Genomic DNA, 26,335 nt, shown 5'->3' with positions numbered 1-26,335 from the left:
AGGTTCCGCATGGTCCGCAACGGCATCACCCGACTGAGTGGCGGCCTCGCCCTTCTCCTTCTCGGCTCCACCTCCGCCCTCGCGGCGGAAGCGGACGCCTTCGCGGCCCGGCTGCAAAGCGTTTTCGCCGAACAGGGAACGCCGCTCGAGTTCTCCGCCGCGACGGCGGAGGGCGAGGATGTGATCCTGTCGGGCGTTCGCGTCGGGGCGGGTGAGGAATCGTTCGAGCTCGAGACCGTGCGATTCGAAACCGTCACCGGATCGAACGCCGAGGGCTGGCGCGTCGAGCGGGTGCCGTTCGAGGATATCGAACACGTGCAGGAGGGTGGCCGGACGCTGGTCTCCGGCATCATGTTCGAGGGGCTGACCATCGCGCCGGAAGGCGCCGAAGATGCCATGACGGATCTGCAGGCGGAGCGTGCCGGGCTCGAAACCATGATCGTGGAGCGAGAGGGCGGCGAGGCGTTCCGCCTGTCTGGGCTGGCCATAAACAACCAGCCGGGCCCGCAGGGCGGCTTCTCGGCTGATTTCACCGTTCGAGAATTCATGTTCGATTCAACCATCAGCCCCGATTCGGAGGGCGCGCGCACGATGGCCGAGATCGGCTATCCGCAGGTGCGCGGCGACATCTCCGGCAATGCGCTGTGGAACACGGAAACGGGCGAGCTCTCGCTCTCGCCGCTCGCCATCAATGTGCAGGACACGGGCGTGCTGTCCTTCGCCTACACCATCACCGGCTACACGCCGGCCTTCATGCAGTCGCTGGCCCAGCTTCAGAGCCAGATGGCCGCGAACCCGGACGGGCAGAACGCCACCGGCATGGCCATGATCGGGCTGATCTCGCAGCTCTACCTGAACTCGGCCGAGCTGACCTTCGACGACGCCTCGCTGACGAACAAGATCCTGGACTATTACGCCGAGCGGAACGGCCAGAGCCGCGACGCGCTGATCGACCAGTTGCTGCAGACCCTTCCGCTCGCGCTCGGCTATCTCCAGAACCCGCAGTTCCAGGCGGAGGTGACGCAGGCGGTCGAGAACTTCCTGCGCGCGCCCGACAACATCGTCGTCGCCATCGAGCCGCCTGCCCCGGTGCCGGCCACGCAGGTGATCGGCGCAGCCATGGGCGCCCCGCAGACCCTGCCCGCGGTGCTCTCGCTGACCGTGCGATCGAACGATTAGTGGATGACGCGCCCCTGATCGTCTCGCTGGCGCTCGGGGGCGCTTCGGCCTCGCTTTTCGAAACCATGCGCCGGCGGCATTTCCCGCCCGCGCGCGATATCGGAAAGGGCAGCCGGCCCTTTGCCGCCTCGCCAAGCGCCGCGACCACCGCCCGGGACTTCCAACCCTTTCGGCCCACGCGGAGGGGCTCCTGCTGTGGCGCTACCGCATGGGGCCGTGGAGCCTGCCGGCCGCTTCGCATTCCGATTCAGGAACCCGGCCTAAGCCCTTGCGAGGGGAATCGAAAAAGGGCGCCGGAGCGCCCTTTCTTCATGCCTTGGGGGCGGACGGTATGACGCGCAGCCCCAGTTCACGCATCTGCGCGGGGCTGGCCTCGGCCGGAGCGTTCATCAGAAGGTCATGGGCCTGCTGGTTCATCGGGAACATGGTGATCTCGCGCAGGTTCCTGACGCCGCAGAGCAGCATGACGATGCGGTCGATGCCAGCCGCCATGCCGCCATGCGGCGGCGGGCCGTACTGGAAGGCGCGATAGAGCGCGCCGAAGCGCTCCTCCACGTCCTGCCGCGTATAGCCGGCCACCTCGAAGGCCTTCACCATCGTCTCGGGCAGATGGTTGCGGATGCCCCCGGAGGCGATCTCGAAGCCGTTGCAGACGATATCGTACTGGAACGCCTTGATCGTCAGCGGCTCCTGCCCTTCCAGCGCCTCGATGCCGCCCTGCGGCATGGAGAAGGGGTTGTGCGAGAAGTCGACCTTCTTCTCGTCCTCGTTCCACTCGTAGAAGGGGAAGTCCACGATCCAGGCCAGCTCGAAACGGTCGCGGTCCACGAGGTCGAGTTCCTCACCGACACGCGTGCGCGCCGACCCCGCGAAGTCCACGAACTTCTCCGGCAGACCCGCGACGAAGAAGCAGGCGTCGCCCGCCTCCAGGCCGAGCTGGACGCGCACCGCCTCGGTGCGCTCCTCGCCGATGTTCTTGGCCAGCGGCCCCGCGCCCGTGACCTTGCCCTCCTCCTCGCGCCAGAAGATGTATCCGAGACCGGGCTGGCCCTCGCCCTGCGCCCAGGAGTTCATGCGGTCGCAGAAGGCACGGCTACCACCGGTCTTCGCCGGGATCGCCCAGACCTGCACCTTCGGATCGCTCGCGATCATGTTGGCGAAGACCTTGAAGCCCGAGCCGGCGAAATGCTCCGTCACCGGGCTCATCTCGATGGGGTTGCGCAGGTCCGGCTTGTCGGAGCCGTATTTCGCCATGGCCTCGGCATAGGGAATGCGGCGGAAGCTCTGGCTCACGGGCTTGCCGTCCGCGAACTCCTCGAAGATGGAGCGGATGACCGGTTCCATGGTCTGGAACACGTCTTCCTGCTCGATGAAGCTCATCTCCAGGTCGAGCTGGTAGAACTCGCCGGGCAGGCGGTCGGCCCGCGGATCCTCGTCGCGGAAGCAGGGGGCGATCTGGAAGTAGCGGTCGAAGCCGCTCATCATGATGAGCTGCTTGTACTGCTGCGGGGCCTGCGGCAGGGCGTAGAACCTGCCCTGGTGGATGCGGCTGGGCACCAGGAAGTCGCGCGCGCCCTCGGGCGAGGAGGCGGTGAGGATGGGCGTGGAGAATTCGGTGAAGCCCGCCTCCGCCATGCGCCGGCGCATCGCCGCGATGATCTGCGTGCGGCGCACGATGTTGCGATGCAGCGTTTCGCGGCGCAGGTCGAGGAAGCGGTAGGTGAGGCGGATGTCTTCCGGGTAGTCCGGCTCGCCGAAGACCGGCAGCGGCAGCTCCCTGGCCTGGGAAAGCACCTCGATCTCGCGGGCGAAAAGCTCGATCTCGCCCGTCGGCAGCCTGGCGTTCACGGTTTCGGGCGAGCGGGCCTTCACCTCCCCGTCCACGCGGATCACCCATTCGCCGCGCACGCTTTCGGCCACCTTGAAGGCCGGCGAATCGGGATCGACCACGATCTGCGTCAGCCCGTAATGATCGCGAAGGTCGATGAAGAGCAGGCCGCCATGGTCGCGGACGCGGTGCACCCAGCCCGAAAGACGGACATTCGAGCCGACATCGTCCTTGCGAAGGGCCGCACAGGTGTGGCTGCGGTAGCGGTGCATGGGCAGTCTTTCCGGATAGGTTCGCATCATCGGCGCGAAGCCACGCGCCTTTCAAATTCGCGGGACAAGCGCACGGGACGCCGCCGCCTGTCAAGATTTGCGGGCCTCGAGCGCCCGCGCAGGCGCTTCTATCGGATGGAAAAGCGCTTTAAGAGACGAAGGCAGACATTTTCGCCCCTCTCCAGTTCAGAGTGCGCATGAACCTCATCACCACCACCGCCGCGCTCCAGGGCGCCTGCGAAACCCTGGCAAGGGCGGAATTCGTCACCGTCGACACCGAGTTCATCCGCGAGACGACCTTCTGGCCGCAATTGTGCCTGATCCAGATGGCGTCGGACGATCTGGCTGTCCTCGTCGATCCGCTGGCGGAGGACATCGACCTCAAGCCCTTCTTCGCGCTGATGGCCGATCCGGGCGTGATGAAGGTCTTCCACGCGGCGCGCCAGGATATCGAGATCGTCTACAAGCTCGGCGACGTGATCCCCGCGCCGCTCTTCGACACGCAGGTCGCGGCCATGGTCTGCGGCTTCGGCGAGAGCATCGCCTACGACCAGCTCGTGGCGCGCACGACCAGCGGGCGGATCGACAAGACCTCCCGCTTCACCGACTGGCGCCGCCGGCCGCTGTCGGAAAACCAGCTCGAATACGCCCTGGCGGACGTGACGCATCTTCGCGACGTCTACCGGGCGCTGAGGTCCAGGATCGACGCGGAAGGGCGAGGCGACTGGGTGGCGCAGGAGATGAGCATCCTCTCCGCGCCCGAGACCTACGACCTGCATCCCGACGATGCCTGGACACGGCTCAAGCTGCGGGTGCGAAAGCCCCTCGAGCTGGCGGTTCTCAAGGAAGTGGCCGCCTGGCGCGAGCGCGAGGCGCGCCAGCGCGACCAGCCGCGCGGGCGCATCCTGAAGGACGACGCGATCTTCGAGATCGCCCAGCAGCAGCCGAAGGACGAAGAGGCGCTCTCGCGCCTGCGCACCATTCCGCGCGGCTTCGAGCGCTCGGCCGCCGGCAAGGAGATCGTGGCGGCCATCCAGCGCGCCCTGGCGATCCCCAAGGGCGAGCTGCCGCCCATCCCGCGCCCGCCGCAACCGCCGGAGGGCACGGCGGCGGCCGTGGAGTTCCTGCGCGTGCTCCTGAAGATCGTGACCGAGGAAAGCGGGGTCGCGGCGCGGCTTATCGCCTCCGGCGACGATCTGGAAAAGATCGCGGTACACGGCCCCGACGCCAAGGTGGCGGCCCTGGAAGGATGGCGGCGCTCCCTGTTCGGCGAGCGCGCGCTGGAACTTCTGGACGGCAAGGCCGCCCTCGCCTTCCGCGACCGCAAGGTGGCGGTGGTCGAGCTTTAGCGCACTTCCATGCGCAGCGTGCGCTCCACCACCTTGGCGAAGTGCTGGAGGCGCGCCTGCGGGCGCTCGCCGATCAGGCCCGCGAAACGCGGCGGCACGGCCAGGGTAAAGCCGCCGCGCGGGTCCTGTATCCAGGAAAGATGGGGCAGGATGCCGGGGGTTGCCGCCGTGAGGAGGTAGGCGACGCGAAAGAGCGAAGCGAGGATACGCGCCCGCTGCAGCAGGCGCGGCTCGATCAGCCGCTCGATCTGCGGCATGGAATCCTGGTCGAAATTGCCCTCGTAGCGAAAGTAGTTGGCGAGCCCGAGATAGGTGCGGCCGGCATGGTCCACGGCCGGAAAGTTCGAGTGGACGACCAGTTGCAGGCTCTGCCGGCCGCGATAATCGGGATGCGCGCGCCAGGAGACATCGGCGAGCAGGCAGGCGGCGGCTCGCAGGCGCTCCTCCTCCGGCGTCTCGTCTATGCCGAAGGCCACGAAGGTCTGCGCCGAGAAGGCGATCAGCTCCTCCTCGTGCGCGGGGGCGCGCGAGCGCAGCACGCAAAGCTCGCGCGCCGATTCGATGAGAGGGTCCCTGGCCTTCTCCGCCTCCGGGAGGCGCGCGTGGAGATAGCCCTCCCGTACGCCGTAGGCGGACATCAGCACCTCGGACGGGGCCAGATGGGCGATGACGCTCTGGAGCGCGACGGCGCCGTAGGCCAGGAGCGGGCGGCGCGAGCGCGAGACGGCGCGGATGCCCGGCAGCTTGTCGGCGTCCTCGCGCGCCACGCGATCCAAGAAGTCGGCGATGTCGTCCGGCTTCAGGCGGTAGCCGTGCATGACGTGCAGCGGGTAGCCGCTCTGCTCGATATGGAGCTTGGCGAGGTTTCGCCACGTGCCGCCGACGGCGAAGAAGGGCCGACCCTTGCCGCTCGCGGCAAAGGACACGGCGGCCATGTGCCTGTCGGCGATGGTGCGGGCCCTGGTCGTGTCGGAGCCCGAAAGGTCCTGGAGGCGCAGGCCGCCGAGCGGCATGGTGATGCCCTGCCCGATCTCGCCCCTGTCGATGGAGACAAGCTCGAGGCTGCCGCCGCCGAGATCCCCCGCAATCCCGTCCGGCGCATGGAAGCCGGCCACCACCCCCTCGGCCGCGAAGCGCGCCTCGTCCGGCCCGGAGAGGATGACGATCGGCCGGCCGATCGCGGCCTGGGCCGCCTCGATGAAGTCCGGGCCGTTCTGCGCCTCGCGCGCGGCGGCGGTGGCGATGGGATAAAGTTCCTCCACGCCGCTATGGCGCGCCAGAGCCGCAAAGCGCGTGAGCGCCTCCACCGCGCTCGCCACGGCCTTGTCGTTCAGGCGGCCCGTCTGGGCGAGGCCCTTGCCCAGCCCCGAGAGGACCTTTTCGTTGAAGAGGATGGAAGGCGCGCGCGCATTGCCTTCATAGATGACGAGGCGCACCGAGTTGGACCCGATGTCGACGACGGCGACGGGCTTTCGCCCGGCGATCCGCCCGCCCCTCGCCTCAATCGAATCGGCCATGCTCGGCCCGCTGCCTGGCAATGAGCTTCGGAGCATTGGACTTGAGGGCCTTTCCCCGACCCGAGAGACTCGGATTGGTCATGAAGTAGCGCTGGGCGTTGAACGGCGGCTCGCCCTCGGCCGGCGTCATCCGACGAGAGGTGCCATCGGACAGCACCGACCAGCTCTGCTGGTTGTCGAGCACATTGGCGAGCATGATCTGCGAGAGAACCTGGCTGTGCACGGTGGGCGTGTTGATCGGGATCATCGTCTCCACACGCCGGTCGAGATTGCGCGGCATCAGGTCGGCCGAACTCATGTAGACGATGGCGTGCTCGGACGGCAAGCCGTGACCGTTGCCGAAGCAGAAGATGCGGCTGTGCTCCAGGAAGCGGCCGACGATCGACTTGACGCGGATATTGTCCGAAAGGCCGGCGACGCGCGGCTTCAGGCAACAGATGCCGCGCACCACGAGGTCGATCTCCACGCCCGCCTGGCTGGCCCGGTAGAGCGCGTCGATGATATCGGCGTCCACCAGCGAGTTCATCTTCATCCAGATCTGGCCGGGCCGCCCCGCGCGCTCGTGCTCCACCTCGGCCTCGATGAGGGACAGGATGCGCTTGCGCAGATTGAGCGGCGAGATCGCGACCTTGCGCAGCTCCGTCGGCTCGGCATAGCCGGTGATGTAGTTGAAGATCTGCCCCACATCGTGCGCGATGTCCGGGTCGGCCGTGAAGTAGGACAGGTCCGTATAGATCTTCGCGGTGATGGGGTGGTAGTTGCCCGTTCCGACATGGACGAAGGAGGTGATCTTGCCCTCGTCCCGGCGCACCACGAGCGAGAGCTTGGAATGCGTCTTCTTCTCGATGAAGCCGAACACGACCTGCACGCCGGCTCGCTCCAGGTCGCGCGCCCATTTGATGTTGGCCTCCTCGTCGAAGCGGGCCTTCAGCTCGACCAGCGCCGTGACAGACTTGCCGGATTCGGCCGCGTCGATCAGCGCGCGCACGATGGGGCTGTCGTTCGAGGTGCGGTAGAGCGTCTGCTTGATGGCGACGACGCAGGGGTCCATCGCCGCCTGGCGCAGGAACTGCACCACCACATCGAAGCTCTCATAGGGGTGGTGGACGACGATGTCCTTCTCGCGGATGGCCGCGAAGCAATCGCCATTGTGCTCGCGGATGCGCTCGGGAAACCGCGGGATGTAGGGGTCGAACTTCAAATCGTCGCGCGGCAGCCGGACGATCTGCGACACCGAATCCAGCGCCAGCATCCCGTCCATCACCGAGACGCGGTTCTCCGACACGCCCAGCTCCGTGGCGACGAAATTGCGCAGGGATTCGGGCATGACCGAATCGAACTCGATGCGGATCACCGAGCCGCGCCGGCGGCGCTTCAGCGCCGTCTCGAACAGGCGCACGAGGTCCTCGGCCTCCTCCTCCACCTCGATGTCGGAATCGCGGATGATGCGGAAGGTGCCCTGCCCGCGCACCTTGTAGCCCGGGAAGAGCCGGCCGATGAAAGCGGCGACGACGCTTTCCAGCGGGACGAAGCGATACTGCCCGCCCTCCGTCACCGGCATCTCGATGAAGCGCTGGAGCGCCACCGGCAGGCGCAGCAGCGCGTTCATCTTGTGGTTGTCGCGCTCGCGCACCAGCGCCAGCGCCATGGAGAAGCCGAGATTAGGAATGAAGGGGAACGGGTGCGCCGGGTCGATGGAGAGCGGCGTGAGGACCGGGAAGATCGCCTCGTCGAAATGGCGCTGGAGCCAGGCGCGGTCGTCCTTCTTCAGGTCGCCGGCGGCGACGATCATGATCTTCTCGTGCTTCAGCTCGCGCACGAGGCTGGCCAGCGCGGCCTGCTGCTCCTCCTGGAGCACGCCCACCTCGTCCAGCACCTTGTCCAGCGCCTCCTGCGGCATCAGCCCGTCGTCGGAGCGCACGGGGATCTTCTCGCGCACCTGCCCCGCGAGGCCGGCGACGCGCACCATGAAGAACTCATCGAGATTGCCGGCGGAAATGGAGAGGAAGCGCACGCGCTCCAGCAGCGGGTGAGCCGGGTTGCCCGCCTCCTCCAGAACGCGGCGGTTGAACTGGAGCCAGGAAATCTCGCGGTTGATGAAGCGATCGGCCGGCAGCTCGGCCGGGGGAGCCGGCGGCAGTTCCGCGCTGGCCGGCACCTCGCCCATCGCCTCCATCAGGGGCCGTTCCGGCTCGGCCTCCCGCACGAGCACGATGTCGGGCGCGCGCTCGCCCGGCTGCGGCGCCGGTGCGCCGGGGGAAGGCTCGTCCGGCGCCTGCGTCACCACCACGCTTTCGCTGACGGAGGAGGTGCGCGGCGCACGGCGCTTGCGCTTGGGGCGCTCCCCCGTCTTGTCTGGCGTCTTGGCGGAGCGGGAGGATGACATGGGCGCACTCATGGGGACCGGACCGACCCTTCTTTAAAAGATGCTGGACCGGAGGGAGTTAGGGCACTTGCCTGACGGTTTCACGACGGTCGCCCTCCTTGTCGCCCATCTCGGCCAGAAGGTCGAGCACCAGCGCGCGCGTGGCCTTGCGGCCCGAGGCCAGCGTCTCCCGGTCGATCCGCTCCACCAGCCGCCGCGCGGCGTCCAGCGAGCGTTCCATGCGGGGCAGCATCGCCTCCACCAGGCGCGGGTCGATCTCGATCTGCCGGTCGGCGAAGAGCTTGACGAGAACACCTAAGAGAAGCGCCTCGTCCGGCACGCCGAGCGTAACCATGGTGGCGGCCTGGAGCCGGGACACGAGGTCCGGCAGGCGCAGGTCGAGCGTTGCCGGCGCGCCATGCGCCGCGACGAGCACCGTGCCGCCGCCCAGCCGCGCGGCGTTGAGGAGCGCGAACACCGCCTCCTCCGAACGGCGCGCGCGCCCCAGATCGTCGAGGAAGACGGCAAAGGGGGCCTCGCTCCGCTCGATGCCGGGGGCGAAGGGCAGCGCCCCGGACCTCTCGCTCCAGGCGGCGCCCAAATGGCTCTTGCCGGACCCTTCGGGCCCCGCGACGTAGAGGACCGGATGGGGCCAGTCGGGCCAGGCGTCCAGCGCGGCGACCGCCAGTTCGTTGGACGGGCCGACCACGAGGTCGTCCCGCGCGGTCGAGGGCCGGTGCGGCCACAGCAGCGGAAGCTGGCGCGAGCGGTTCACGCGGCGTCCCCCGGCTTCTCCTCCCCGGGCTCGAAGGTGGCCTTGAGGGCGCTCGAAAGGTCGTTGCTTTCGATGGCGGGCGGCACGGGGCCGGCCTCCACGGTGCGTCCGAAATACATTTCGCTCTCGAGATACTTGGTGATGGCAAAGCGCATGAGGACGCCGATGGCCGCCGCCGCCGGCACCGCGATGAGAAGGCCGACGAAGCCGAAGATTGCACCGAAGGCGAAGAGCGCGAACATGAGCCACACCGGATGCAGGCCGACCGAGGCGCCCACCAGCTTGGGCTGGAGGATGTTGCCTTCCAGAAACTGGCCCGAGAAGAAGACCGCGAGCGTGGCGACGATCCAGATCCAGTCCGGCGAGAACTGCACCAGCGCCACGCCCAGCGCGATGACGAGGCCGAGCGCCGAGCCGACATAGGGGATGAAGGAGATCAACCCCGCGAAAAGGCCGATGAGAAGGCCGAAATTGAGCCCCACCAGAGCCAGCCCCACCGCATAATAGGTGCCCAGGAGCAGGCAGACCGTGCCCTGCCCGCGCACGAAACCGGCGACGGAGCGGTCCACCTCCCGCGCCAGCCGGCGCACGGTGACGAGATGCTGGCGCGGCACCCAGCTATCGATCTTGTCGATCATCCGGTCCCAGTCGAGCAGCAGGTAGAAGGCGACCACGGGCGTGACGACGAAGAGCGCGAGGAAGTTCACCACCGCCAGGCTCGATGTCCAGATCTGGCCGACGAAGGAGGTGACGAAGGCCGAGCTGTCGCGCACGATGGCGTTGAAGTCCTGGCTCATCGTCTGCTCGGAATCCTCGAACAGGAAGGACAGCGGCCCGGCGCGCGCCTCGATGGCCAGTTCCTCCAGCCGCTGGAGATATTGCGGCAGGCGCTCGGCGAAGGCGGCCACCTGCCCGACGATGACCGGCACGACGACGAGCAGGATCGCCGCGAACAGGACGAGGAAAATGATGGTGATGACGATCGAGGCCATCAGCCGCGAGAAGCCGCGCTTGGTGAACCAGTCGGCGATGGGGTCCAGGAAATAGGCCAGCACCATGCCGAGCACGAAGGGCAGGAGAATGCCGCGGAACAGCCACAACGCCATCGACACCAGAATGGCGGTGATGCCCCAGAACAGAACCTGTCGGCGCAGGAGCCGGCTTCGGTCCGCTATCATCTTGGCCGTCTCCATGCGCGGCATCGTTGCCTTCCACGAGATAGGCGGGCGAAAAGTGGCGGGTCAAGGGCGGCGGGCTTGCCTCGCGCGTATCCGCGTGCCAACCGAGCGACCAATGGAACACGAGCGAGGCGCCGAATGAGTGCGGAAGGCAAGAACGGGCTGACCTATGCGCAGGCGGGCGTCGACATCGACGCGGGCAACGAACTCGTCCGGCGCATCAAGCCTCTGGTGCGCTCCACGCGCCGCCCGGGCGCGGACGGGGAGATCGGCGGCTTCGGCGGATTGTTCGACCTGAAGGCCGCCGGCTTCACGGACCCTGTCCTGGTGGCGGCCAATGACGGCGTCGGCACCAAGCTGAAGATCGCCATCGACACCGGCAAGCACGACACGATCGGCATCGACCTCGTGGCCATGTGCGTCAACGACCTGGTGGTGCAAGGCGCCGAGCCCTTGTTCTTCCTCGATTATTTCGCCACCGGCAAGCTCGATCCGGCGCAGGGCGAAGCCATTGTCACGGGGATCGCGGATGGTTGCCGGCAGGCGGGCTGCGCGCTGATCGGGGGCGAGACGGCCGAGATGCCCGGCCTCTACGCCAAGGAGGACTACGACCTTGCCGGCTTTGCCGTCGGCGCGGCCGAGCGCGGGCGCCTCCTGCCCTCGGCGGACCTCGCCTCCGGCGACGTGATCCTTGGCCTTGCCTCCTCCGGCTGCCATTCCAACGGCTATTCGCTGGTGCGCCGCATCGTGGAGACGAGCGGCGCGGCCTATGAGGCCCCCGCCCCGTTCGATGCCGGCCGCACGCTGGCCGAGGCACTGCTGGCGCCGACACGCATCTATGTGAAGCCGCTCCTGGCGGCGATCCGGGCGGGCGACGGCGTGAAGGCGCTGGCCCACATCACGGGCGGCGGCTTTCCCGAGAACATCCCGCGCGTCCTGCCCGAGCATCTGCGCGCCGAGATAGACCTCGGCGCCATTCCGGTGCCGCCCGTCTTCGGCTGGCTAGCGCGGGAGGGCGGCGTGGCCGTGCCGGAGATGCTGCGCACCTTCAACTGCGGCATCGGCATGATTGTCGTCGTCTCGGAGGCGGACGCGGTGGAGATCTCCGCGATCCTCCAGGGCGAGGGCGAGAGCGTGGTGCCGCTCGGCCGTATCCTGCCGCGCGAGGCGCGGGACGCCGTGACCTATGACGGCGAGCTGAAGCTTTCATGAGCACCGGCAAGACACGCGTCGCGGTAATGATCTCGGGCCGCGGTTCCAACATGAGCGCGCTGATCGAGGCGGCGAAGGACAACGACTTCCCCGCCGAGATCGTGCTCGTCGTCTCCAACAAGCCGGCGGCGGCCGGACTCGACATCGCCCGCAGCCACGGCATCGAGGCCGTGGCGGTGGACCAGAAGCTCTTCTCCTCCCGCGAGGCGCATGAGGAGAAGGTGGCCGAGGCCATCGAGGCCTCGGGCGCGCGGATCGTGTGCCTTGCCGGCTACATGCGGCTTCTGACGCCGCGCTTCGTGGCCCGCTTCGCGGGCCGCATGATCAACATCCACCCCTCGCTGCTGCCGCTCTTTCCGGGCCTCGACACGCACAGGCGGGCTCTGGAGGCGGGCATGCGCCTGCATGGCTGCACGGTGCATTTCGTGACCGAAGAGATGGATGGCGGCCCCATCATCGCCCAGGCCGCCATTCCCGTGCGCCCCGGCGACACCATAGCGAACCTGGAGAACCGCCTCCTGGCGGCCGAGCACCGGCTCTACCCCCATGCGCTGCGGCTGGTGGCCAGCGGCCGGGCCCGGATGGAGGGCGCGCGCGCGATCGTCGACATGGAGGAGGCGGACGGCGCCGGCCTCCTGATGTCGCCCGCCGCGAGCTAGAGCGCCGGGCGCAGCCAGACGGCCACGTCGTGGAAGGCGACTCCGCCGAAGGGCGCGGGCGAATCGGCGCCGACCAGCGTGTTGATCCCCTCGCCTCGCTCGAAGGCCGAGTTCGGCCACAGGCCTTCATGAAGCACCACGCCCGGCTTGACCGCATCGGTGATCTTCACCGGCAGCGCGATCTCGCCGCGCCGGTTGCCGATCAGCACTTTCTCGCCCTCCGCCAGGGAGAGGCGCGCGGCGTCCTGCGGATGCACCATCAGCTCCGGCCGCCCCTCGCGGGTGGCAGACCCCTTGGTCTCGCTGAAGGACGAGTTCAGGAACTGGCGGGCCGGTGCTGTCGCAAGCTTGAAGGGATGGGCCTCGTCCGCCGCCTCGTTCAACTCGGCATGGTCCGGGAATTGCGGCAGCGCCTCGACAGGCCCGAGCAGGCCCATGGAGGCCGGAGGGCGGTTCGGCCCCGCCATGCCCTTCCAGTCCGGCCTGAAGCGGAACCGGCCGTCCGGATTGTGGAAACCCTTCAGGAAATGCGCCTCCTCGAAGCTCGGCTGCACGTCGATCCAGCGCTCTGCCTCCAGCCGGTCGAGCCCGCCATAGCCGCTGATGCGCAGCAGCGCGTCCACCTGCTCGCGCTCGCTCAGGCCGAAGCCCGGCCGGTCGGAGACGCCGAGCCGCCTTGCCAGCTCCTCCACCACGAAATGGTTGCTGCGCACGGTCTCGGGCGCCTCCACCAGCCTGGGGCCGAAGAGGATGTGGCTCTGCCCGCCGCCGCGATAGATGTCGTCATGCTCCAGGAAGGTGGTCGCGGGCAGCACGAGATCGGCCATGGCGGCCGTATCGGTCATGAACTGCTCGTGCACGCAGACGAAGAGGTCCTCGCGCGCGAAGCCCTGCCGCACCAGCCGCTGCTCCGGCGCGACATTCATCGGATTGGTGTTCTGCACGATCATCGCCGCGACGGGCGGCCCGCCGGCCAGCGCCTGCGCCTCGCCGGTGAGAACGCGGCCGATCTTCGACTGGTCGAGATGGCGCACGGAGGGATCGCGGAATTCGTGGCCCTCGATGATCCTCTTGTCGAGATTCCAGATCGCGCCGTTATTGTGGAAGGCGCCGCCGCCCTCGCTCTTCCAGTGGCCGAAGACGGTCGGCACGCTGAGCGCCGCATGCATGGCCACCGCGCCGTTGCGCTGGCGGGTAAAGCCGTAGCCGAGGCGGAAGAAGGTGCGCGGCGTGGAGCCGATAAGGCCGGCGAAGGCCTCGATCTCCTCCGCCGACAAGCCGGTGATCGACGCCGCCCATTGCGGCGTGCGCGTTTGCAGATGCGCCTCGAGCCCCGCCGGGTCGTCCGTGTAGCGGGCCAGATAGTCGCGGTCGGCCGTGCCGTCGCGGAAGGCGACATGCATCAGCGCGCAGGCCAGCGCCGCATCCGTGCCGGGGCGCAGCTTCAGGCCCATGTCGGCCTGCTTCATCGTGGCGTTGTCGTAGATGTCGACGACGACGATCCGCGCGCCGCGCTCCTTGCGGGCGCGGATCGCGTGGGTCATCACGTTGACCTGCGTCGCCACCGCGTTGGTGCCCCAGATGACGACGCAATCGGATGCGGCCATCTCGCGCGGGTCGACGCCCATCAGCTTGCCGGTGCCGGCGACGAAGCCGGTCCAGGCGGTGTTGGTGCAGATGGAATCGAACTGGTTGGAATAGCCTTTGGCGTGGCGCAGCCGGTTGATGCCGTCGCGCTGCACGAGGCCCATCGTCCCGGCATAGAAATAGGGCCAGACCGCTTCCGGCCCGTAGCGGGCCTCGGCCTTCAGGAAGGCTTCGGCCACCAGGTCGAGCGCGTCCTCCCACGATATCTCGCCCCAGTCGCCGGCGCCCTTGGCACCCACCCGGCGCAGCGGCTTCATCAGGCGGTCCGGATGGTGGGTGCGCTCGGCATAGCGGGCGACCTTGGCGCAGATCACCCCGGCCGTGTAGCTGTTGCCGGCCGCCCCGCGCACACGCCCGATGGTGCGCGGGTCGAGAATATCGACCTCCAGCGCGCAGGTGGACGGGCAGTCGTGCGGACAGGCGGTGAAGCCCGTGCGGTGATCGAGCGGCTTGTTCATGGAATGCTTATAACCTGCGCCGCCGCCACGCCGAAATTCATTTCGCGAATGCAAGCCATCGCGATAGGGAGGAGCGTCCCAGCGGAGCCGCCATCCTTGAACTACCGCCACGCCTTCCATGCCGGAAACTTCGCCGATGTCGTCAAGCACGCGCTTCTGGCGCGGCTCGTCGCCTATCTGAAGCGCAAGGAGAAGCCGTTTCGCGTCATCGACACCCATGCCGGGCGCGGGCGCTACGACCTTTCCGGCGAGGAGGCGAGACGCACGGGCGAGCATCTGGGCGGCATCACCGCTCTCCTCGCCTCCCCGGCCGCCGGCCACCCTCTGCTGGCCGACTATCTCGCCGTGGTTCGCGAGGTGACGGCGCAGGCGCAAGGCGCGGCCTATCCCGGCTCGCCGCTGCTCGCCCGCCGCCTCCTGCGCCGGCAGGACCGCCTCTCGGCCTACGAGCTGCATCCGGTGGACGCGAAGGCCCTGGCCGCCGAGTTCGCCGGCGACGTGCAGGTCAAGGCCATCGAGCTCGACGGCTGGCTGGCGCTCGGCGCGCATGTGCCGCCGAAGGAGAAGCGGGGGCTCGTCCTCATCGACCCGCCCTTCGAGGAGGGCGGCGAGACGGAGCGGATCGTCCAGACCGTCGCCCGCGCGCACCGGCGCTGGCCGGGCGGCACCTACGCGATCTGGTATCCCATCAAGCGCCCCGCCGAGCGCGAGAAGCTGCATCGGCTGCTGCGCGAGAGCGGCATGCCCGATGTCCTGGCGGCCGAATTCTTCCGCGAAGGCTTCACGCCCGGCGAGACGCTGGTCGGCTCCGGGCTGGCCGTCGTCAACCCGCCCTTCGTCTTCGCACAGGAGGCGACGGACATCATGAAAGCGCTCCTGCCCGTGCTCGGCGTGAATGAGAGCGCCCATTGTGGCATCATTGCGCTGGCCAGCGAGGCGGGCTGATGCGATACCTTCCAGAGAATCGATGCGTGCGAGGAGGGGTCCCGCCCATGCTGAAACGTCTTTCGAGCGCGGCGATGGCCGCGTGCCTTGCTCTCTCCGGCCTCCAGCCCGCGCTGGCCGCCGATCTTCGCCCCCTGCCCGAGGCGGCCCCCATGGCGGTGCAGCCGGCCCTTGTTCCGGCGTGCGACGATCCGCGCGTTCTGGCGCAGGTGGAGGACCAATTCGAATATGGCGCGGTGCGCGTCATTCCCGCGCCGCTGGATGTGGCCGAGTTCGGCCGGCTGGCCGAGCGCGCCTACTTCCCCAAGGGAGGCCCGCGCCAGATCGAGCGGCGCTACTGCCAGGGCGAGGCCACCATCGCCAATGTGGACGTGAAGGACGGCTCGCCGCGCACCACGGTCTACTACGTGATCGAGCATCCGATGGGCTTTGCCTCCATCGGCTGGCGCGCGGAAGGGTGCTTCCTCGGCTACGACAAGTGGAAGATCTACGGCGCGAACTGCGAGTCGCTGCGCCGCTTCTGATCCTTTCGACACAGGGGCCACGATGCGTCTTCTCTGCTCTCCCGCCTCGCCCTACTCGGTGAAGGTGCGGCTCGCCGCCGAGCACTGCGACCTGCCGCTGGAGCTCGAGTTCGTCGACACGACCGACCAGCCCTCCGGCCTGGTGGCGGCGAACCCGCTCGGCAAGATCCCCACGCTGGTGCTGGAAGATGGCGGGACAGTCTATGACAGCCGCGTGATCTGCGAGTATCTCGACCGCATCAGCGGCAATCTGCTGATTCCGCAAACCACCGAGCAATGGCTCCAGGCCAAGCGGGTGGAAGCGCTGGCGGACGGCGTCGCCGATGCGGCCATCCTCGTCGTCTACGAGGAGCGCTTTCGCCCCGCCGAGAAGCGGCACGAGGGCTGGACGGACCGTCAATGGACCCGCGCCGTGCGTGGGCTGGACCGGCTCGAAGCGGAAGTGGACAAGCTTCCCGAGGCGCTCAATATCGGCCATTTCGCCTTGGCCGCCGTACTCGGCTGGCTGAATTTCCGCTTCAAGGGGAAATGGGAGGACGGCCATCCCGGGCTCGTGCTCTTCGTGGAGGACTTCGGACGGCGCTTCGCGCCCTTTACCGAGATCAGCCCCCGGGCCTGATGCCAGCGATTCAAATAAAAAAAGGCGCCCTTGGGCGCCTTTTTTTTCGATGCGCCCGTGCGGCTCAGAACTTCAGCGCAAGGCCGGCGCGGATCGAATGCTCGTCGAAGCCCGACGAGATGGTGACGTTACCGAGATTGTAGTCCTTCGATTCGAAATCCGAATAGCGGTATTCCAGCCGCGACGACAGATTGTCCGTTACCGCCGCCTCCACGCCCGCGCCGACCGTGTAGCCGAAATGGGTGTTTTGGTCGTCCGCCCCGGCCAGCGACAATTCGTTCCCGGACACGGCAAGGCCGCCGGTGGCGAAGAGCAGGATCGAATCGTAGGCCCAGCCCAGCCGCGCGCGCAGCGAGCCGAAGGCGTTCCCGTCCGATCCCACCGGCAGGCCGGCGGCATTGTTGAAGCCGCCCGCATCCACGTCCGAACCGCCGATGTCGGCCTCGAGGCCGTAGACGAGCTGGTCGGTCTGCAGATTGTAGCCGGCATAGACGCCGCCCACGAAGCCCTCGCCGTCGAAGTCGGCGCCGCCGCTCTGGTCGAAATTGGAGAAATTGTAGCCCACGAAGCCGCCGGCATAGGGGCCGGTCCAGGTGTAGAGCGCGGGAAGCGAAACGGACGGCGCGGCATCCTGTTCAAACACGGCATCGGCCCCCAGCGCGGACGCCGTAGACGCCGCCAGGGCGCCGAGAACCGAAAGGATGCGCAACGATCTCACCGTCACCACTCCGAAAGGGATCGCGAGAATGCCGCGACCCCGAACCTCTTCTTCGGGGAGAACCCCGTGCACCGAAGGCCGTTCCCGGCCGTGCCTTCGATCCTCGATGGGATGCCCGGCTCAGGCTGATATAGGCGAGCGAACGCTCCCCTGCCAATTGCATGGAGGATACACCGGCCTGCGAAAATCGCCTCGGCCCGCACCGGGCGGATGCGCCCATCGGGCGGGTGCAATCCCGGCCCGGGGCCGCCATATAGGGCGCGGGCGCGAGTCGCCCGGCGAGACGGGCAGAAGAAGGACTGGACTTGAGCGAGATCGACGACGATTTCGACGAGGCGGACGAGGATTTCCCGCCCGGCGAGGAGCCGGCGGCCGATCCCGTGCGCGCGCCATCCATCGACTGGAGCGACGGCGGCGTGGAGGAGATGGCGGGCCTCGCGGGGGCGGAGCTGATCGCCGCCTTCGTGAGGCGCCTGCCGAACCGGCCGGGCGTCTACCGCATGCTCGACGAGGCCGGCGAGGTTCTCTATGTCGGCAAGGCGAAGTCGCTGAAGAAGCGTGTCGCCTCCTATGCGCGGGGCGTGGGCCACAACAACCGCATCGTGCGGATGATCCGCGCGACGCGTCAGATGGAGTTCGTGACGACGCGCACCGAGACGGAGGCGCTGCTTCTCGAGGCCAACCTCATCAAGCGCCTGCGCCCCCGCTTCAACGTGCTGATGCGGGACGACAAGTCGTTTCCTTACATTCTGGTGGCGGAGGACCACGAGGCCCCGGCCATCATGAAGCATCGCGGCGCGCGCTCGCGCAAGGGCGCCTATTTCGGCCCCTTCGCCTCGGCGGGGTCGGTGGGGCGCACGGTCAACGCGCTCCAGCGCGCCTTCCTGCTGCGCACCTGCACCGACAGCGTCTATCAAAGCCGCACGCGGCCCTGCCTTCTCTACCAGATCAAGCGCTGCTCCGGCCCCTGCACCGGCGAGATTTCGATTGCCGACTATCGCGAGCTGGTGGGCGAGGCCAAGGGCTTCCTGTCGGGCCGTTCCAGCCAGGTGAAGCGGGGGCTCGCCGATGCCATGCAGGCGGCCTCCGCCGATCTGGATTTCGAGCGCGCGGCGATCTACCGCGACCGCCTTTCGGCACTCAGCCACATCCAGAGCCACCAGGGCATCAACCCGCAGGGCGTGGAGGAGGCGGACGTGTTCGCCCTTCACCAGGAAGGCGGGCTGACCTGCATCCAGGTCTTCTTCTTCCGCACCGGGCAGAACTGGGGCAACCGGGCCTATTTCCCGAAGGCGGACCCTTCCATAGAGCCGCAGGAAGTGATGGCGGCCTTCCTGGCTCAGTTCTACGACGACAAGCCGCCCGCCGCGCTGATCCTCCTGCCGATGGCGATCGAGGAGGAGGCGCTGCTGGCCGAGGCGCTGTGCGTGAAGGCGGGGCGCAAGGTACAGATCGCGGTGCCGGCGCGTGGCGAGAAGAAGGACCTCGTCGAGCACGCGGCCGCGAACGCGCGCGAGGCGCTGGGGCGCAGGCTGGCCGAATCCTCCTCCCAGACGCGGCTGCTCGCCGGCCTGAAGGAGACCTTCGCCCTACCCCACCCGCCGCGCCGGATCGAGGTCTACGACAATTCGCACATCATGGGCACGAACGCCGTGGGTGCCATGATCGTGGCGGGGCCCGAGGGCTTCGCCAAGGGGCAGTATCGCAAGTTCAACATTCGCGGCGCCGACATCACGCCGGGCGACGATTTCGGGATGATGCGCGAAGTGATGACCCGCCGCTTCTCACGCCTTCTCAAGGAACATGCGCAGGGGCCGCAGGCGCCGGCCGAGCCCGAGGGCTCGGAGGAGGAGGCGCAGGACAATGGCGAGATGCCGGCCTGGCCGGACCTGGTGCTGATCGACGGCGGAAAGGGCCAGATCTCGGCGGTGCGGGCGATCCTCGAGGAATTGGGCATTGCCGACAAGGTGACGACGATCGGCGTGGCCAAGGGCGTGGACCGCGATGCGGGGCGCGAGCGGTTCGTGGTGGAGGGGCGCGAACCCTTCTCGCTGCCCCCGCGCGACCCCGTGCTCTACTTCGTGCAGCGCCTGCGCGACGAGGCGCACCGATTCGCCATCGGCTCGCACCGGGCGCGCCGCAAGAAGGAGATGGTTTCCAACCCGCTGGACGAGATCGCCGGAATCGGCCCCTCGCGCAAGCGGGCGCTTCTGCATCATTTCGGCACGGCCAAGGCCGTGTCCCGCGCCGCGCTGGCCGACCTGCGCAAGGTGGAAGGCATCTCGGAAGCGATGGCCAAATCGATCTACGATCACTTCCACGATGCCGGATGAACGCGCCGTCGCCGAAATCTGCGCTGCGCGATGTTGACGCGGAGGCTCGCCCGCGTTTGAAAAGCTCGACTCGAAGAAGCGGACGCGACCCATGTCATCCAAGGCGTTGAGCCTGCCGAACCTCCTCACCTACGCGCGCATCGTCGCGGTGCCGCTGGTGGTGCTCTGCTTTTTCGTCGAAGAGGGCCGCCTGCACGACTCCGATACGGCGCGATGGTGGGCGCTGTTCCTCTTCATCGCGGCCAGCGTGACCGATTGGCTCGACGGCTACCTCGCGCGCATCTGGCAGCAGACATCGACCATAGGGCGTATGCTCGATCCCATCGCAGACAAGCTTCTGGTGGCGGCGGCGCTGATGGTGCTGGCGGTGCTCGAGACCATCGCGGGCTGGACGGTATGGGCCGCCATCGTCATCCTGTGCCGCGAAATCCTCGTCTCCGGCCTGCGCGAGTATCTGGCGGAACTGAAGGTTTCCGTGCCGGTCACACGCTTGGCCAAGTGGAAGACGGGAACGCAGATGGTCGCCATCGGCTTCCTTCTCGCCGGCCCTGCGGGCGACCAGATCGTGCCCTTCGTGACCGAGATCGGCATCTTCCTTCTCTGGGTTTCGGCCCTCGTCACCCTTTACACCGGTTACGACTACTTCCGCGCCGGCCTGCGCCATATCGACGTTTAGGCCGCGCGCACCATCTGAGGCCCTAACCGAGGATGAGGAGGGGGTACCGATGAAGCTCGTTTACTTCGCGTGGATTCGCGAGCGGATCGGATTGGCCGAGGAGGAGGTGGCGCTGCCGGCCGGCATCGTGACGGTTGCCGATCTCCTGCACTGGCTGAAAGGCCGTGGGCCGGGCTACGAGGCCGCGTTGCAGGCGCCCGAGATCGTGCGCGTGGCGCTGGACCAGGAGCATTGCCACCATTCCGACCCCATCGGGCAGGCGCACGAGATTGCCCTGTTCCCCCCCATGACGGGCGGCTGACCGTCATGATCGCCGTCGGGGTCCAGGCCGAGCGGATCGATATCGGCGCGCAGGCCGAGGCGCTGGGCCGCGACGGGAAGGCGGGGGCCGTCGTGACCTTCAGCGGCTATTGCCGTGATGAGGACGGCCGGCTCGAGGCGCTGGAGCTGGAGCACTATCCCGGCATGGCGGAGCGCGAGATCGAGGCGGTCTGCCGGGAAGCGGAGGCCCGCTGGCCTCTGATGGAGGTTCGCGCGATCCACCGCTTCGGCAAGGTTCTGCCCGGCGAGGAGATCGTCTTCGTGGCCTGCGCCGCGCGCCACCGGGGCGCCGCCTTCGAGGGCGCGGCCTTCATCATGGACTTCATGAAGACACGCGCGCCCTTCTGGAAGCGCGAGCACCTCAAGGACGGCACGGTCGGCGGCTGGGTGGCGGCGAAGGACACCGACGACCACGCGGCCGATCGCTGGCACCGCCTCTGAAACGAAAAACGCCGGCCTCGCGGCCGGCGTTTCGATCCCGATCCTGGCGTTCAGCCGACGATTTCGGTCTCGGAGAACCAGTAGGCGATCTCTGCCTTGGCCGTCTCCGGCGCGTCGGAGCCGTGCACCGAATTCTCGCCGATCGACAAGGCGTGGACTTTGCGGATGGTGCCCTCGTCGGCATTCGCCGGGTTGGTGGCGCCCATGATCTCGCGGTTCTTCAGGATCGCGTTCTCGCCTTCCAGCACCTGCACGACCGTCGGGCCCGACGTCATGGTCTCCACCAGCTCGCCGAAGAAGGGGCGGTCCTTGTGGACGGCATAGAAGCCCTCGGCCTGGCGCGTGCTCATGAAGACGCGCTTGGACGCGACGACGCGAAGACCGGCCTCCTCCAGCATCTGCGTGATCGCGCCGGTCAGGTTGCGCTTGGTCGCGTCGGGCTTGATCATGGAGAAGGTGCGTTCGATCGCCATACGGTCGTTCCTCGGATTGTCCGGTTTTAAAGGGGTGGGGCGCTCTATAGCGGCGCCTTCCCCCTGCGGCAAGTCGTGGACCGCGCGTCGTGGCGCCCTCGGGCCTTCCGCTCGGGCCGCGCGCGTGGCAAAAGCGTCCTCATGCTCCAGATCAACGATCTCTCGGCGCGCGTCGCCGGCCGCCTCCTCATCGACCATGCCAGCCTGACGCTGCCGGCCGGCACCAAGGCCGGGCTCGTCGGGCGCAACGGCGCCGGCAAGTCGACGCTCTTCCGCTGCATCACCGGCGAGATGGCGACCGAGACAGGCAACGTCTCGTTCCCGAAGAACACGCGGATCGGGCAGGTGGCGCAGGAAGCGCCTGGAACGCAGGATTCCCTGCTCGACATCGTGCTGGCCGCCGACGAGGAGCGCGTGGCGCTTCTGGCCGAGGCCGAGACGGCCAGCGACCCGCACCGCATCTCCGACATCCACCTGCGCCTGGCCGACATAGAGAGCCATTCGGCGGAGGCGCGCGCCGCCTCCATCCTGGACGGGCTCGGCTTCGACGCGAAGGCGCAGGCGCGGCCCGTTTCCTCCTTCTCGGGCGGATGGCGGATGCGCGTGGCGCTGGCGGCCGTTCTCTTCTCGCGGCCCGACCTCCTGCTTCTCGACGAGCCGACGAACTATCTCGACCTCGAGGGCACGCTGTGGCTGGAGAATTTCGTTTCCCGCTACCCCTATACCGTGCTGCTGATCAGCCACGACCGGGACGTTCTGAACAACGCGGTCAACTCCATCGTGCATCTCGACCAGAAGAAGCTCGTCTTCTATCGCGGCGACTACGACAGCTTCGTGCGCCAGCGCACCGAGAAGCTGGAGCTTCTGCAGAAGGCCATCGTCAAGCAGGACGCGGCCCGCAAGCACATGGAGGCTTTCGTCGAGCGCTTCCGCGCCAAGGCCTCCAAGGCCCGGCAGGCCCAGTCGCGCCTCAAGGCACTGGAGAAGATGAAGCCGCTGGGCGCCATCATCGAGGAGACGGTGATCCCCTTCACCTTCCCCGAGCCGGAGAAGATCCTGGCCTCCCCCATCATCCGCATGGAGCAGGTGGCGGTCGGCTACGAGCCGGGCCGCTCCATCCTGCGCGGGCTCGACCTTCGGATCGACGCGGACGACCGTATCGCGCTCCTGGGCGCCAACGGCAACGGCAAGTCCACCTTCGCCAAGCTCCTGGCCGAGCGCCTGACGGAGCAGGCCGGCACGATCACCCGCGCGCCGGGGTTGAAGATCGCCATGTTTGCCCAGCACCAGATCGACGATCTGAGGCCCAGCGAGACGGCCGTGCAGCATGTGCGCCGCTTCATGCCCGACGCGCCGGAGGCCAGGGTGCGCGCCAGGGTGGCGCGTATGGGCCTTTCCACGCACAAGATGGACACGGTGGCCGACGATCTTTCGGGCGGCGAGAAGGCGCGGCTGCTGATGGGGCTGGCCACCATCGACGCGCCGAACCTCCTGATCCTCGACGAGCCGACGAACCATCTGGACATCGAGGCGCGCGAGAGCCTCGTCCACGCGCTGAACGACTATCCCGGCGCCGTCATCCTCATCAGCCACGACCGGCACATGGTCGAGGCGACGATGGACCGGCTCTGGATCGTGGGCGACGGCACGGTCTCGCGCTACGATGGCGACCTCGACGACTACAAGAAGCTGATCCTTTCGGGCGCACGCGCCGGGGGCGGCAACCAGGGTACGACCTACGAGACGCCCGTCCCGCAGGTTTCCAAGGTCGACCAGCGACGCGCCGCCGCCGAAAGGCGCGAAGCGCTCAAGCCGCTGAAGAAGAAGATCTCCACGCTGGAGATCCAGATGGAGCGGCTGAACAAGACCATCGCCGATCTGGACGCAAAGCTCGCTGACCCCGCGCTCTACACCAGCGACCCCGCGAGGGCGGCGGACCTCGCCAAGCAGAAGGCCAATGCCGAGAAGACGCTGCAGAAGGCCGAGGGCGAGTGGATGGAGCTGACCGAGGAGCACGACGCGGCGATGGCCGCCGAGTAGTTTCCGGGCCCGGAGGGAACCCCCTCCCCCTCCGCCGCGCTGTGGGGCGAACCCTCACGGAGCGACGGACATGGGCAAGACCGCGAAACGGACCGACCCGGCGTTATGGGAGCGGGTGAAGGCGGAAGTCACCGCCGGCACGAAGGGAGGGCGCAAGGGCCAGTGGTCCGCCCGCAAGGCGCAGCTTGCCACGCGGCTCTACCAGGAGCGCGGCGGCGGCTATGAGGGCGGGAAGTCGCCCGACAACGCCCTCCGGCAATGGACGGAGGAGGACTGGGGCACCCGATCCGGCAAGGACAGCGGAAGGACGGGTGAGCGCTACCTGCCCAGGAAAGCGCGCGACGAGCTCTCCCATGCCGAGTACGACCGCACGACGGCGAAGAAGCGCCGCGACACGAAGGCGGGCAAGCAGTTCTCCGGCCAGCCCGAGATGTGAGGAAGAAGACCGCCAGAGCCCGAAAGGGAGAGCCGACGCGCGCGCAGCTCTACGAGGAAGCGAAGCGCCGGAAGATCGCAGGCCGCTCGACCATGACCAGGGCTCAGCTTGAACGGGCGTTAGGCGAGGGCTGAGCGGACGCCGCGGGAGAGCGCCTCATGCTGCTCTCGGAGGTGATCGGATCAAGAGACCTCCGCTCGCCCATGCAAAGTCGGCGGCCGTGCCGGGCGCCCTCGTCCTTCGACAGGCTCAGGATGAGGGCTGCTGAGACGGGATCAGAACGAGGGCTGCCGAGACCAGCTCGGGATGTGGGCTGTTGCGACGGGTTCAGGATGTGGGCTCTCGAAACGAACGGCGTCCAAAGACCGTCGGGACGCCGTATCACGCCTTCTTGGCCCAGCGGCGGTCCTCGGTCTGCTGCCAGTAGGTGACGGCGTGGCCGGCCGCCTTCTCGACCTTCCAGCGCGCGCGCGCGCTGGCCAGTTGCTCCTCGTCGTGGCCGTCGAAGAGATAGACGCCGCGCTCATAGCCCTCCAGCGTGGAGGGCACGGCGCCCTCCACCATGAAGCGCACCTGCGGATCGTTGGCGCGTGCTTCCGGCTCTATGGTGAGGAGGATGGGCTGCAACGCGCCGCTGCCCCCCACATCCGTGCCGTGCGGCAGGAAGCTGTCGTCCTTGTAGGTCCACAAATGCGCGTCCAGCGCGTCGCGCCGCTCCTCGCTCGCGGTCTGGACGACGACGCGCCAGCCGCGCGCGAGGCTGCGCTCCAGAAGCTCGGGCAGCGCCTCTTCCAGCCGGCTCTCGGTCAGGTGGTAGAAGAGGACTTCCGCCATGCCGCGCTACTTCGCCTCGTAATGCTCGGCCACCAGCCGGTCGAGCAGGCGCACGCCGAAACCCGAGGCCCAGGAGCGGTTGTACTCGCTCGAGGGCGAAGCCATCGCCGTTCCCGCGACGTCCAGATGCGCCCAGGGCACGTCGTTGACGAAGCGCTGGAGGAACTGGGCCGCCGTGATGGAGCCGGCCGCGCGCCCGCCGCCGATATTGCGGATGTCGGCGAACTTGCCCTCGATGAGCTTGTCGTATTCCTTGGCGAGCGGCAGGCGCCAGACCTTCTCGCCCGTGGCGCGCCCGGCCGCCGAAAGCCGCTCGGCCAATTCGTCGTTATTGGAGAACAGGCCGGCGTGATGGTGGCCGAGCGCCACGATGATCGCGCCGGTGAGCGTGGCCAGATTGACCATGAACTTCGGCTTGAAGCGATCCTGGCAGTACCAGAGCGCGTCAGCCAGCACGAGGCGGCCTTCCGCATCCGTGTTCAACACCTCGATCGTGGTGCCGGACATGGCGGTAACGATGTCGCCGGGGCGCTGGGCCTTGCCGTCCACCGCGTTCTCCACGAGGCCGACCACGCCCACCGCGTTGACTCTGGCCTTGCGGCCCGCCAGGGCGCGCATCAGACCGACCACGGCGGCCGAGCCGCCCATGTCGCCCTTCATGTCCTCCATGCCGGCGGCTGGCTTAATGGAGATGCCGCCGGTGTCGAAGACCACGCCCTTGCCCACGAAGGCGACGGGCGCCTCGTCGTTGTCCGCGCCGTTCCAGCGCATGATGCACAGGCGCGGCGGCATGGCCGAGCCCTGTGCCACGCCCAGAAGCGCATGCATCTTCAATTCGCGCATCTTCGCCTCGTCGAGAATCTCGACATCGACGCCCACCTGCGAGAGCTCGGCGATGCGGCTCGCATATTCGATGGTGGTGAGAATGTTGGCAGGCTCGTTCACCAGATCGCGCGCCAGGAGCACGCCCTCGGCCACCTCCTGCGAGGCGGCGAAGGCGGCGCGGGCCGCCTCCACGTCCGCCACGGCGAAGCGCAGGGTGGCCGGGGCCTTCTCCTGCGCCTCGTTCTCCTTCTTGCTGGCCTTCTCGGTCTTGTAGCGATCGAACTCATAGGCGCGCAGCAGGGCGCCCACCGCGATGGCCGAGACCTCGGCGGGAGAGAGCGGCCCGGCGGCCCGCTCGCCCCACACCGTCACGGATTCGGCCCCCTTGGCCTTGGCCGCGACGGTGCCGCCGAGCTTCAGCCAGTCCTCCTCGCCATAGGCGCCTTCGGCGTGGGTGCCGATCACCACGAGGCGGTCGATGCCCTGTCCTTCGGCCGTCACCGCCTCGACGGAAGACAGGCTCTTGCCCTTGAACTGGCCGACCGAGGACGCGCGGCCGGCAAGCGCGGAGAGGTCTTCGCCGAGCGAGGCCGGAAGCGCCGCGCCATCCTGCGCGAAGGCGACCAGCACGCCGCCGGCCGGGGTCTGGAGCGGGACGAATTCGATGATGGGTTTGGCGGCCATGAGAACTCCGGCACGAAAGGGGGAATC

At 68.0% G+C, this 26,335-nt stretch carries 22 protein-coding genes and 1 pseudogene; 13 read left to right on the top strand and 10 right to left on the bottom strand.

What is annotated here, in order from left to right; translation table 11 throughout:
• Positions 1-9: 9 nt before the first annotated feature.
• Positions 10-1,179 carry a hypothetical protein gene (locus J7654_RS11230; protein WP_209736020.1) on the top strand — a complete coding sequence of 390 codons (1,170 nt, stop codon included), beginning with the start codon at positions 10-12 and terminating at the stop codon, positions 1,177-1,179.
• 309 nt (positions 1,180-1,488) lie between these two features.
• On the opposite strand, the gene aspS is transcribed toward J7654_RS11230, so the two are convergent.
• On the bottom strand, positions 1,489-3,279 hold the full coding sequence (gene aspS / locus J7654_RS11225; protein WP_209736019.1) for an aspartate--tRNA ligase: 1,791 nt from the start codon (positions 3,277-3,279) through the stop codon (positions 1,489-1,491).
• A gap of 197 nt (positions 3,280-3,476) precedes the next feature.
• Between aspS and rnd the strand changes: the two genes are divergently transcribed.
• Positions 3,477-4,628 (top strand): ribonuclease D, encoded by a 1,152-nt coding sequence (gene rnd, locus J7654_RS11220; RefSeq protein WP_209736018.1) that lies wholly within the window; start codon positions 3,477-3,479, stop codon positions 4,626-4,628.
• On the opposite strand, the gene J7654_RS11215 is transcribed toward rnd, so the two are convergent.
• From J7654_RS11215 to J7654_RS11200, 4 genes are all read right to left on the bottom strand, one after another.
• Complete coding sequence (locus tag J7654_RS11215) at positions 4,625-6,145, bottom strand: Ppx/GppA phosphatase family protein (RefSeq protein WP_209736017.1); 1,521 nt, start codon at positions 6,143-6,145, stop codon at positions 4,625-4,627. The genes rnd and J7654_RS11215 overlap by 4 nt on opposite strands.
• Complete coding sequence (locus J7654_RS11210) at positions 6,129-8,312, bottom strand: RNA degradosome polyphosphate kinase (protein WP_245195766.1); 2,184 nt, start codon at positions 8,310-8,312, stop codon at positions 6,129-6,131. Before J7654_RS11210 ends, J7654_RS11215 begins: the two co-directional genes overlap by 17 nt.
• 277 nt (positions 8,313-8,589) lie before the next feature.
• Positions 8,590-9,285: a P-loop NTPase family protein gene (locus J7654_RS11205; RefSeq protein WP_209736016.1), complete on the bottom strand. Its 696-nt coding sequence runs from the start codon at positions 9,283-9,285 to the stop codon at positions 8,590-8,592.
• Positions 9,282-10,478 (bottom strand): AI-2E family transporter, encoded by a 1,197-nt coding sequence (locus tag J7654_RS11200; RefSeq protein WP_245195474.1) that lies wholly within the window; start codon positions 10,476-10,478, stop codon positions 9,282-9,284. The genes J7654_RS11205 and J7654_RS11200 overlap by 4 nt, the downstream gene beginning before the upstream one ends.
• Before the next feature lie 123 nt (positions 10,479-10,601).
• Between J7654_RS11200 and purM the strand changes: the two genes are divergently transcribed.
• Both purM and purN read left to right on the top strand, forming a co-directional pair.
• Positions 10,602-11,675 (top strand): phosphoribosylformylglycinamidine cyclo-ligase, encoded by a 1,074-nt coding sequence (purM, locus tag J7654_RS11195; RefSeq protein ID WP_209736015.1) that lies wholly within the window; start codon positions 10,602-10,604, stop codon positions 11,673-11,675.
• A complete protein-coding gene (purN, locus tag J7654_RS11190) occupies positions 11,672-12,334 on the top strand; it encodes a phosphoribosylglycinamide formyltransferase (protein ID WP_209736014.1) in 663 nt (220 codons plus the stop codon). Before purM ends, purN begins: the two co-directional genes overlap by 4 nt.
• Here the strand turns inward: purN and J7654_RS11185 are convergent.
• Complete coding sequence (locus J7654_RS11185; protein WP_209736013.1) at positions 12,331-14,439, bottom strand: molybdopterin-containing oxidoreductase family protein; 2,109 nt, start codon at positions 14,437-14,439, stop codon at positions 12,331-12,333. The two genes, purN and J7654_RS11185, sit on opposite strands and share 4 nt — an antisense overlap.
• A 96-nt stretch (positions 14,440-14,535) precedes the next feature.
• Here J7654_RS11185 and J7654_RS11180 point away from each other — a divergent pair, with 96 nt between their 5' ends.
• Genes J7654_RS11180 through J7654_RS11170 form a run of 3 tightly spaced genes read left to right on the top strand, consistent with a single transcriptional unit; the run spans position 14,536 to position 16,527 of the window.
• Positions 14,536-15,384 carry a 23S rRNA (adenine(2030)-N(6))-methyltransferase RlmJ gene (locus tag J7654_RS11180; RefSeq protein ID WP_209736012.1) on the top strand — a complete coding sequence of 283 codons (849 nt, stop codon included), beginning with the start codon at positions 14,536-14,538 and terminating at the stop codon, positions 15,382-15,384.
• A 47-nt stretch (positions 15,385-15,431) separates the two neighbouring features.
• A complete protein-coding gene (locus J7654_RS11175; protein ID WP_245195473.1) occupies positions 15,432-15,908 on the top strand; it encodes a hypothetical protein in 477 nt (158 codons plus the stop codon).
• 22 nt (positions 15,909-15,930) lie between these two features.
• Complete coding sequence (locus tag J7654_RS11170) at positions 15,931-16,527, top strand: glutathione S-transferase (protein ID WP_209736010.1); 597 nt, start codon at positions 15,931-15,933, stop codon at positions 16,525-16,527.
• Positions 16,528-16,591: 64 nt separating this feature from the next.
• On the opposite strand, the gene J7654_RS11165 is transcribed toward J7654_RS11170, so the two are convergent.
• Entirely contained in the window at positions 16,592-17,236 is a 645-nt protein-coding gene (locus J7654_RS11165) for an outer membrane protein (protein WP_245195472.1), read from the bottom strand.
• A 308-nt stretch (positions 17,237-17,544) separates the two neighbouring features.
• On the opposite strand from J7654_RS11165, the gene uvrC reads away from it, so the two are divergent.
• The 4 genes from uvrC (at position 17,545) to J7654_RS11145 (ending at position 21,016) form a co-directional block, all read left to right on the top strand.
• Positions 17,545-19,578 carry an excinuclease ABC subunit UvrC gene (uvrC, locus tag J7654_RS11160; protein WP_209740461.1) on the top strand — a complete coding sequence of 678 codons (2,034 nt, stop codon included), beginning with the start codon at positions 17,545-17,547 and terminating at the stop codon, positions 19,576-19,578.
• A gap of 91 nt (positions 19,579-19,669) precedes the next feature.
• Positions 19,670-20,254 carry a CDP-diacylglycerol--glycerol-3-phosphate 3-phosphatidyltransferase gene (gene pgsA, locus J7654_RS11155; protein WP_209736009.1) on the top strand — a complete coding sequence of 195 codons (585 nt, stop codon included), beginning with the start codon at positions 19,670-19,672 and terminating at the stop codon, positions 20,252-20,254.
• A gap of 49 nt (positions 20,255-20,303) precedes the next feature.
• Positions 20,304-20,555: a molybdopterin converting factor subunit 1 gene (moaD, locus tag J7654_RS11150; RefSeq protein ID WP_209736008.1), complete on the top strand. Its 252-nt coding sequence runs from the start codon at positions 20,304-20,306 to the stop codon at positions 20,553-20,555.
• Positions 20,556-20,560: 5 nt separating this feature from the next.
• The gene (locus tag J7654_RS11145) at positions 20,561-21,016 is read left to right on the top strand and encodes a molybdenum cofactor biosynthesis protein MoaE (RefSeq protein ID WP_209736007.1); all 456 of its coding nucleotides are present in this window, start codon (positions 20,561-20,563) and stop codon (positions 21,014-21,016) included.
• Positions 21,017-21,066: 50 nt separating this feature from the next.
• Here J7654_RS11145 and ndk read toward each other — a convergent pair whose 3' ends face one another.
• The gene (gene ndk, locus J7654_RS11140) at positions 21,067-21,489 is read right to left on the bottom strand and encodes a nucleoside-diphosphate kinase (protein ID WP_209736006.1); all 423 of its coding nucleotides are present in this window, start codon (positions 21,487-21,489) and stop codon (positions 21,067-21,069) included.
• Between the two features lie 141 nt (positions 21,490-21,630).
• On the opposite strand from ndk, the gene J7654_RS11135 reads away from it, so the two are divergent.
• Positions 21,631-23,529, top strand: coding sequence for an ABC-F family ATP-binding cassette domain-containing protein (locus J7654_RS11135; protein ID WP_209736005.1), 1,899 nt, complete (start codon positions 21,631-21,633; stop codon positions 23,527-23,529).
• A gap of 70 nt (positions 23,530-23,599) precedes the next feature.
• Positions 23,600-24,099: pseudogene (locus J7654_RS11130) on the top strand (hypothetical protein).
• 247 nt (positions 24,100-24,346) lie between these two features.
• Here the strand turns inward: J7654_RS11130 and J7654_RS11125 are convergent.
• Positions 24,347-24,799, bottom strand: a complete 453-nt coding sequence (locus J7654_RS11125; protein WP_209736004.1) for a DNA polymerase III subunit chi — start codon at positions 24,797-24,799, stop codon at positions 24,347-24,349.
• 6 nt (positions 24,800-24,805) lie between these two features.
• On the bottom strand, positions 24,806-26,308 hold the full coding sequence (locus tag J7654_RS11120) for a leucyl aminopeptidase (protein WP_209736003.1): 1,503 nt from the start codon (positions 26,306-26,308) through the stop codon (positions 24,806-24,808).
• Positions 26,309-26,335 lie beyond the last annotated feature (27 nt).

Origin of the sequence: Aureimonas populi (assembly GCF_017815515.1) — a bacterium.
GTDB classification, from domain to species: Bacteria; Pseudomonadota; Alphaproteobacteria; order Rhizobiales; family Rhizobiaceae; genus Aureimonas; species Aureimonas populi.
Note: the sequence above shows the minus strand (reverse complement) of the source record. Positions and strands in the feature narration are given on the sequence as shown.